Annotated in this window: 8 protein-coding genes; 7 read left to right on the top strand and 1 reads right to left on the bottom strand. The window is 36.7% G+C overall.

Features of this window, described 5'->3' with window-relative positions:
* Positions 1 to 135 precede the first annotated feature (135 nt).
* The 7 genes from QM374_RS07070 (at position 136) to QM374_RS07100 (ending at position 7,491) form a co-directional block, all read left to right on the top strand.
* The gene (locus QM374_RS07070; RefSeq protein ID WP_414311299.1) at positions 136 to 624 is read left to right on the top strand and encodes a DUF5590 domain-containing protein; all 489 of its coding nucleotides are present in this window, start codon (positions 136 to 138) and stop codon (positions 622 to 624) included.
* Positions 621 to 1,799 (top strand): pyridoxal phosphate-dependent aminotransferase, encoded by a 1,179-nt coding sequence (locus QM374_RS07075; protein ID WP_414311300.1) that lies wholly within the window; start codon positions 621 to 623, stop codon positions 1,797 to 1,799. Before QM374_RS07070 ends, QM374_RS07075 begins: the two co-directional genes overlap by 4 nt.
* A 149-nt stretch (positions 1,800 to 1,948) precedes the next feature.
* Positions 1,949 to 3,292: an asparagine--tRNA ligase gene (gene asnS, locus QM374_RS07080; protein ID WP_045763626.1), complete on the top strand. Its 1,344-nt coding sequence runs from the start codon at positions 1,949 to 1,951 to the stop codon at positions 3,290 to 3,292.
* A 222-nt stretch (positions 3,293 to 3,514) separates the two neighbouring features.
* Entirely contained in the window at positions 3,515 to 4,714 is a 1,200-nt protein-coding gene (locus QM374_RS07085; protein ID WP_414311301.1) for an MFS transporter, read from the top strand.
* Positions 4,715 to 4,781: 67 nt separating this feature from the next.
* Complete coding sequence (locus tag QM374_RS07090) at positions 4,782 to 5,549, top strand: epoxyqueuosine reductase QueH (protein ID WP_000567559.1); 768 nt, start codon at positions 4,782 to 4,784, stop codon at positions 5,547 to 5,549.
* Positions 5,550 to 5,847: 298 nt separating this feature from the next.
* Positions 5,848 to 6,621 (top strand): class I SAM-dependent methyltransferase, encoded by a 774-nt coding sequence (locus QM374_RS07095; protein WP_414311302.1) that lies wholly within the window; start codon positions 5,848 to 5,850, stop codon positions 6,619 to 6,621.
* Positions 6,622 to 6,633: 12 nt separating this feature from the next.
* Positions 6,634 to 7,491 (top strand): helix-turn-helix domain-containing protein, encoded by an 858-nt coding sequence (locus tag QM374_RS07100; protein WP_414311303.1) that lies wholly within the window; start codon positions 6,634 to 6,636, stop codon positions 7,489 to 7,491.
* 324 nt (positions 7,492 to 7,815) lie between these two features.
* Here the strand turns inward: QM374_RS07100 and QM374_RS07105 are convergent, their stop codons facing one another.
* Positions 7,816 to 8,349 (bottom strand): DUF402 domain-containing protein, encoded by a 534-nt coding sequence (locus tag QM374_RS07105; RefSeq protein WP_000775325.1) that lies wholly within the window; start codon positions 8,347 to 8,349, stop codon positions 7,816 to 7,818.
* Between the last annotated feature and the right edge of the window lie 233 nt (positions 8,350 to 8,582).

Consider the following 8,582-nt stretch of genomic DNA (forward strand, 5'->3'; position numbering starts at 1 on the left):
TAGGAGTAGAGATTATGAAAAGACTGTGAAATCAATGATTCAAGCTTCATATACTCCTGTCATAAGAGAAGTTCCTTGCTAAATCCTCCCCTTTATTCACTTGTAATTCACTAGGATAGATGGTAAAATAGACGAGTGAAAATGAGACAGAAAAAAGAAAAAAATTCCTTATTATTTCAGTACAGCATTGGCTTGACCCTGCTGGCTCTAGTTGTGACTTCTTCCTTTCTCTATTTGGTGTGGCTTAGCATGAAGCCTTATCAGACAGCAAAGGTAGAAGGGGAAAAACTGGCTAAGCAGTATGCGAATCTAGAAACGGTCAGTCAGGTTGATATCTTTAATGGCTTAGAAAGCTATTATAGTGTTCTTGGTCAAGATAAGAATCAGAAACCAGTTGCTGTTTTAATAGAGAAAAGTAATAACAATATTTACGTATATCAACTAGAAAATGGTACTTCACAAGAAAAAGCAGAAGCAGTTGTTAGAGAAAAAGGAGCAACTGAAATTGATACGGTTACCTTTGGACGCTATGCTGAAAAACCTGTCTGGGAAATCAAGTCTGGAGGAGACTATTATCTAGTAGATTTTGAATCTGGTGCCCTAATCGAAAAGGAGAAGCTATGAAATTATCTAAACGTGTCTTAGAAATGGAAGAAAGTGTCACTCTGGCTAGTGATGCAAGAGCTAAGAAATTAAAGGCTGAAGGAAAAGATGTTCTTTTCTTAACTTTAGGTCAGCCTGATTTTCATACTCCTGAGAGTATTCAGGATACTGCAGTTGAGGCTATTCGAGATGGACGTGCTTCTTTCTATACGGTAGCTTCAGGTTTGCCTGAATTAAAAGCAGCGGTCAATACCTATTTTGAACGTTATTATGGTTATTCTGTGGCGGCAAATGAAGTCACCTTTGCTACAGGTGCTAAGTTTTCCCTTTATACTTTCTTTATGGCTGTGGTTAATCCTGGAGATGAGGTTATCATTCCAACCCCTTACTGGGTCAGCTATGGTGACCAAGTTAAAATGGCTGGTGGTGTTCCAGTCTTTGTCCAAGCCAAAGAAGACAATCACTTTAAAGTAACAGTGGAGCAATTAGAAGCAGCTCGCACAGATAAGACCAAAGTCTTGGTACTAAACTCACCATCTAATCCGACTGGGATGATCTATTCTCGTGAGGAACTCTTGGCCATTGGAAATTGGGCTGTTGAACATGACATTCTCATCCTAGCAGATGATATTTATGGTCGTTTGGTCTATAATGGGAATGAGTTCGTCCCAATCTCAAGTCTGTCAGAAGCTATTCGTAAGCAAACCATTGTTATTAATGGGGTTTCAAAAGCCTATGCCATGACTGGTTGGCGTGTAGGTTATGCAGTTGGTGATCCAGAAATCATCGCTGCCATGAGTAAACTAACAGGTCAAACGACTTCTAACCTGACTGCGGTATCTCAATACGCAACAATCGAGGCACTAACTGGACCGCAAGATTCTGTGGAAGTTATGCGTCAAGCATTTGAAGAACGTTTGAATACCATCTATCCACTCTTGTGTGAAGTCCCTGGTTTTGAAGTTGTCAAACCACAAGGAGCTTTTTATCTCTTTCCAAATGTCAAAAAAGCTATGGAGATGAAAGGTTATAGCGATGTAACAGCATTTACAACGGCTATTCTTGAAAAAGTTGGTCTGGCCTTGATTACAGGAGCCGGATTTGGAGCACCAGAAAATGTTCGTCTCAGCTACGCAACAGACTTGGAAACTCTTAAAGAAGCCATTCGTCGTTTGCACCAATTTATGGAAAAATAAGAAGTTAAACCTCCGTCCTTTTGGCGGAGGTTTTTGTAGCTAAAAACTTATGAATTTCTGTTAAACTAGCTAGCTATCAGGCATTATTTGTGGTACAATAATGAGTGATAATGTCTTTGGACAAGTTAAACGAAAAAGGAAGATAAATGATGACAAAACGTGTAACAATTATCGAAGTAAAAGACTACGTTGGTCAAGAAGTGACCATCGGAGCCTGGGTTGCCAACAAATCAGGAAAAGGGAAAATTGCCTTCTTACAATTGCGTGATGGAACAGCCTTTTTCCAAGGTGTCGCTTTTAAACCAAACTTTATCGAAAAATTCGGTGAAGAAGTAGGTCTAGAAAAATTTGACACCATCAAACGCCTAAGCCAAGAAACTTCTGTTTTCGTGACAGGGATTGTTAAAGAAGACGAACGTTCTAAATTTGGTTACGAGTTGGATATTACAGACATCGAAGTTATCGGTGAATCTCAAGATTACCCAATCACTCCAAAAGAGCACGGAACAGACTTCTTGATGGATAACCGTCACTTGTGGCTGCGTTCACGCAAACAAGTAGCTGTCATGCAAATCCGTAATGCTATCATCTATGCAACTTATGAGTTCTTTGATAAGAATGGCTTCATGAAATTTGATAGCCCAATTCTTTCAGGAAATGCTGCAGAAGATTCTACAGAACTGTTTGAAACAGACTACTTTGGAACACCAGCCTACTTGAGCCAATCTGGTCAGCTTTACCTTGAAGCAGGTGCTATGGCTCTTGGTCGTGTCTTCGACTTTGGTCCAGTATTCCGTGCTGAAAAATCAAAAACTCGCCGTCACTTGACTGAGTTCTGGATGATGGATGCAGAGTATTCATACTTGACACATGATGAGTCACTTGACTTGCAAGAAGCTTATGTTAAAGCTTTGCTTCAAGGTGTTCTTGACCGTGCTCCTCAAGCCTTGGAAACATTGGAGCGTGATACGGAGCTTTTGAAACGCTATATTGCTGAGCCGTTCAAACGCATCACTTACGATCAAGCCATTGACCTTTTGCAAGAGCATGAAAATGATGAAGATGCAGACTACGAACATCTCGAGCATGGTGATGACTTTGGTTCACCACACGAAACATGGATTTCAAACCACTTTGGTGTACCAACCTTCGTGATTAACTACCCAGCAGACATCAAGGCCTTCTACATGAAACCAGTTCCTGGTAATCCAGACCGCGTACTTTGTGCAGACTTGCTCGCACCAGAAGGTTACGGAGAAATCATCGGTGGTTCAATGCGTGAGGAAGACTACGATGCCCTTGTAGCGAAGATGGAATCACTCGGTATGGATCGTACTGAGTATGAATTCTACCTTGATCTTCGTAAATACGGTACAGTCCCACATGGTGGATTTGGTATCGGTATCGAGCGTATGGTAACCTTCGCAGCTGGTACAAAACACATCCGTGAAGCCATTCCATTCCCACGTATGTTGCACCGTATTAAACCTTAATAACTATAAACGCCGTCTGGCGTTTTTATACACTTCGAAAATCAAATTCAAACTACGTCAGCTTCACCTTGCCGTACTCAAGTACAGCCTGCGGCTAGCTTCCTAGTTTGCTCTTTGATTTTCATTGAGTATTACTTTAAATGAAAGAGGTGGAGAAAATGTAGGCAACTCTAAGTAAGTCTTTTAGAAAAACTCATATTATATATTGAAAGAGAGAAAACGATGTTTAAAAGAACTTACAAACGCAATATTCCACTCCTAGCAGGTCTGGAATTCACTTCTTATTTTGGGATTACCAGTTTTTGGATTTTATTTTTCATCCAAAATGGTCTATCCTTGCTTCAAATCGGTCTATTAGAGAGTATTTTTCATGGGACAAGTCTCTTGTGTGAAATCCCATCTGGTATGTTGGCCGATCGATTTAGCTACAAAACCAATCTCTATTTGGCTCGCTTGGCCAGTATTGTATCCTCTATCTTGATTTTGTTTGGTCATGGGAATTTTTGGATTTATGCTTTTGCTATGATGGTCAACGCTTGGTCTTATAATTTTGACTCGGGAACCAGCACCGCTTTCTTATATGATTCTGCGGTAGAAGCAGGTCAAAAGGACCGCTATCTTCAGATTTCTAGTTTTTTGTCTGGTGTGGCAGAAGTCACCCGAACCCTAGGTACAGTTGTGGCAGGCTTCTTCATTCACGGAGCATTGGCTTGGACCTATCTGATTGCTATTGGATTTTCATTTCTTTCTATCATTTTGATTTATTTTATGAAAGAACCAATGGCTAAGAGAGAGAAAAACGAAGCCTTAACCTTTAAAACGATTGTCCTGCAAGTTCGAAAAGAATGGCAGGAAAAACCAGTACTCTTTTACTGGATGCTGACTTATCAGCTAGTCGGAACACTCATGTGTATGTTTTACTTTTACTATCAGCAGAAAGTAAGTGACTTAGCAGGATGGCAGGTATCGCTGGTCATGCTAATTGGTAGTGGCTTAAATCTTATAGCAGTTTATGTAGCTAGTCAAATTGGTAAAAAATGGAATAGCAATCGAGTTTTTCCGACTCTTGTTGCACTAACGGGCTTGACCTTGTTGTTGGTGTTTTCAGGAACTCCCTTTGCTCTTCTTCTCGTATATCTTTTGACCGATACACTCTATGCAGTTTATCAGCCGATCTATTTCAATGACTTACAAGGTTATTTACCTTCTAGTGTAAGAGCAACTATGCTTAGTATCAATTCTATGCTCTTTAGTCTTTCCATGATTGTCATATTTCCACTGACAGGTTGGTTGATCGATCGTTGGGGTCTTGTAGCGGTCTTTTTAGTTCTAGGACTTATCTTGCTTTTAACCTACCCTATCCTAATAATCGGTCTAAAAAGGATGGGCAAGGTATTGAACCAGGACTTAAAAACTGAGTAAAGCACGAAAACCTAATTGCCCAAAGGATCATCCTGTGGTACAATAGCAAGAGGAAAAGGAGAAGAGTATGATCGATGTAGAAGAAATTCTAAGTAAGATGAATCCCAATCAAAAGATCAACTATGACCGTGTCATGCAAAAGATGGTTCAAGTTTGGGAAAAAAATGAAGAAAGACCAACCATTCTCATGCACGTCTGTTGTGCTCCTTGTAGCACCTACACTCTAGAGTATTTGACCAAGTATGCGGATGTGACTATTTATTTTGCTAATTCAAATATCCATCCTAAAGCTGAGTATCACAAGCGTGCCTATGTGACAAAAAAGTTTGTCAGTGATTTCAATGAACGAACTGGCAACAAGGTTCAGTATCTAGAAGCACCCTATGAACCCAACGAATACCGTCAGCTGGTCAGAGGTTTGGAAGAAGAACCTGAAGGTGGCGATCGTTGCAAGGTTTGTTTTGACTATCGTTTGGACAAGACAGCGCAAGTGGCTATGGACTTAGGCTTTGACTACTTTGGCTCAGCCCTAACCATCAGTCCTCATAAAAATTCGCAAACCATCAATAGTATCGGAATTGATGTGCAGAAAATCTACACCACTCATTATCTTCCAAGCGACTTTAAGAAAAATCAAGGCTACAAACGCTCTGTAGAAATGTGTGAAGAGTACGACATTTATCGCCAATGTTATTGTGGCTGTGTCTATGCCGCTCAAGCACAGAATATTGACTTAGTACAGGTCAAGAAGGATGCAACAGCCTTTATGGTAGATAAGGATATCGAAAAAGACTATTCGCATATCAAGTTCACTGTTACAAAATTAGATATTTAGACGAAAACCTGCCCAATGTGGCAGGTTTTTTACTAGGGAAAAGTGATAGCCAGAAATTGATGGACCAATCTTTGAATTCCTAGCCCATGACTCGCGAGCCTTCAATAAACTAGTTGAGACTTAAGATTTGTGGATAAACATGAAGTTTAGGTTAAAAGTATTTTTTGGAGTCTAGAGAAGTCCAATAAATAGTTCAATACTGCAGTAAAATTATTCCTTTTTGCATTTATACAACTTATTTTACACTACCTTTATTCTTGTGATATAATGTCAAATTATAGAGTGGAGGTCATTTAGAATGATTGATAAAGTAATTGAACAATATAAAAGTCATGATAATCTTGATATTCGAGTAGAATTGCATAAGAGGTATTCTAAAAATAAATTGGGATTTAACAATTGGATTTTTTCTAACTATCAAATCACTGGTGAGTTAAAGATTCTAGAATTGGGATGTGGTACAGGAGAACTGTGGAAAAGCAATCTTGATTCTATAGACAAGATGAAGCAATTGATTATAACGGATTTTTCTAATGACATGGTAGAAACTACGAAGTCAGTGATTGGAAATAGAGATAATGTCAACTATGAAAGAATGGATATCCAAAATATTTCTTTTAAAAATGAAACTTTTGATATTGTTATTGCTAATATGCTTCTACATCATGTAAATGACATTGATAAAGCTATCTCTGAAGTGAATAGAGTATTAAAAAAAGGAGGAATTTTTTATTGTGCTACATTTGGTGAAAATGGAGTTGTAGATTATTTGGCAAGCTTATTTAAAGATGTGGTTAATCAAAATTTGGAAAATAAAACTTTTACTTTACAAAATGGGAAAGCTTTTTTAAATAGGTATTTTGACACTGTGGAAAAATTAATTTATGATGATGAGCTACAGGTGACAAGTATAGACGATCTAGTTCAATATATTCAATCCTTGAAAGGAATTTCCGAAATAGGTTCACTAGAAGATGAAATAATTCGTAATAGATTGGAAAGTGAGTTTAATAATGGTATGTTGATTATTCCTAAAGAATATGGTATGTTTATCGCTCGAAAAGAAAGTTAAGGGAACGAAATTGTGAAAAATTACGGAGAAGCTTTTAGATATTTTAGAAAATTAAACGGATATTCTTTAGAGTATGCTGCAGCTGATTCTATATCTAAATCTCAACTTTCTAGATTTGAAAGGGGAGAAAATGAAATTTCTCTTTCAACGTTTTTTGAATTATTATCAAATATCAATGTTTCGATCGAGAATTTTTGTAATTATCTAGAACATTATAAAAGATCGGAGCTTGATGATTTTTTGGTTAATTTATCTCCAAATTTTTATAGTTTGAATACTAAAGGATTGGAGGAAATAAAAAATGAGCAACAAAAACTTTTTGAGAAGAGTGGAGAAAAAACTTATAGAATAAATACAATTATGGTTCAGGGACTATTAAATCAGATAGATTGTAATTATGTAGTTAGTAGAGATGATCTAAATTTAGTATATGACTATTTATTCCAGAAGGAACGATGGGAGTCCTATGAGATAGCGCTGATTGGTAATTTATATCATCTTTTTGAAACAGATTATATCTACAGGGTCGGAAAAGAAATACTAGAGCGTACACATTATTACGAAAAAATCGGTAAGAATAGAAATTTAGTTGTGTCAGCTTGTTTAAATTTTTGGTTCTGTTGCCTTGAAAATTCACATCTAATATATGCAGACTACTTTGAAATGAAATTAAAAAAATTATTAAAAGATGACACAAAAGTTTTTGAGAAATCTACCTTCAAATTTATAGAAGGATATAAAATATACCTGATAGAATCTAAAGAATCTGGAATTAAACAAATGCAAGATGTTATTAAATACTTTGAGTTTATTGAATCTAAAAATATTGCTTTATATTTTCAAAAACGATTAAATGAGCTGGTAGATTAAATAGCATTTTCTCTGTTAAGGTATCCTTTTAAAATGTTGTACTAAAAGATTGATGTTATATAGAAATACAAAAACTAAATAATTTGATACGAAGGTGATCTGAATTCTTTTATAGCAATCATCTTCGTATTTTTGTATTAAACGATATAAGTTTGTTGTAAACTTACAAGGAACAAAGAAATTAAAAAAATATTAGTATATCTATTTGTTTTGTATATTTCGCGAATTCTATCATAATGGATTTATTCCTTTTTGTGTTTATACAACTTATTTTACACTACCAAAAAAACGAGGTCAGGATTTTAATCCTGACCTCTGACAACTTTACCGATTCTTTAGTTCTACGTAGCGTTTGTACCAAATGTTGACATAGGCTTCTGAGAAAGGACCTCGCTCATTGTTAATCCAATCAACAAGAATCTTAACATGCTCTTTCAGAATATAGTCTAGATCAGAAGAATACTTCATTTTTCGCTTGTGTCGTTCATACTCCTCAACGTCCAAGAGGCGTTTTTCACCATCTGTAAACACTTTAACATCCAAATCATAGTCAATGTATTTTAAAGCTTCTTCATCCAGATAGTAAGGACTTGCCATATTGCAGTAGTAGGAGATACCATTTTCACGAATCATAGCGATAATATTAAACCAATATTTCTTGTGAAAGTAAACAATAGCCGGTTCTCGAGTCACCCAACGACGACCGTCACTTTCGGTAACAAGTGTGTGGTCGTTGACGCCGATAATAGCGTTCTCTGTTGTTTTTAGTACCATGGTGTCTCGCCAAGTACGGTGGAGACTCCCATCATGCTTATAACTTTGAATTGTAATAAAGTCGCCTTCTTTTGGAAGTTTCATAACTAACCAACTTTCTACAATTTATAAGTTTATCGTTTACTATTGTATCACATTTTTGTTTAAAGTTCTTAGTTTTTTCATGAAAAAATTAAAGATATTCTCTGAGGGTAATTTCTCAAAGTAACTTCCACTTTCCTGACCAAAGTGGAAATTAGTCTAAAACGGATTTTTATGGTGGAATTAAGTGTGAGACGTTTGTGGTAGAAATGAGGCCTACTATGACCAAACATAAA

Source organism: Streptococcus infantis, assembly GCF_047465525.1.
GTDB lineage: Bacteria > Bacillota > Bacilli > Lactobacillales > Streptococcaceae > Streptococcus > Streptococcus infantis_R.

Coding starts and splice junctions, on each gene's coding strand:
- QM374_RS07085 (WP_414311301.1), top strand. CDS start 3,515: ATGTTTAAAAGAACTTACAAACGCAATATTCCACTCCTAGCAGGTCTG.
- QM374_RS07075 (WP_414311300.1), top strand. CDS start 621: ATGAAATTATCTAAACGTGTCTTAGAAATGGAAGAAAGTGTCACTCTG.
- QM374_RS07090 (WP_000567559.1), top strand. CDS start 4,782: ATGATCGATGTAGAAGAAATTCTAAGTAAGATGAATCCCAATCAAAAG.
- QM374_RS07105 (WP_000775325.1), bottom strand. CDS start 8,349: ATGAAACTTCCAAAAGAAGGCGACTTTATTACAATTCAAAGTTATAAG.
- QM374_RS07095 (WP_414311302.1), top strand. CDS start 5,848: ATGATTGATAAAGTAATTGAACAATATAAAAGTCATGATAATCTTGAT.
- asnS (WP_045763626.1), top strand. CDS start 1,949: ATGACAAAACGTGTAACAATTATCGAAGTAAAAGACTACGTTGGTCAA.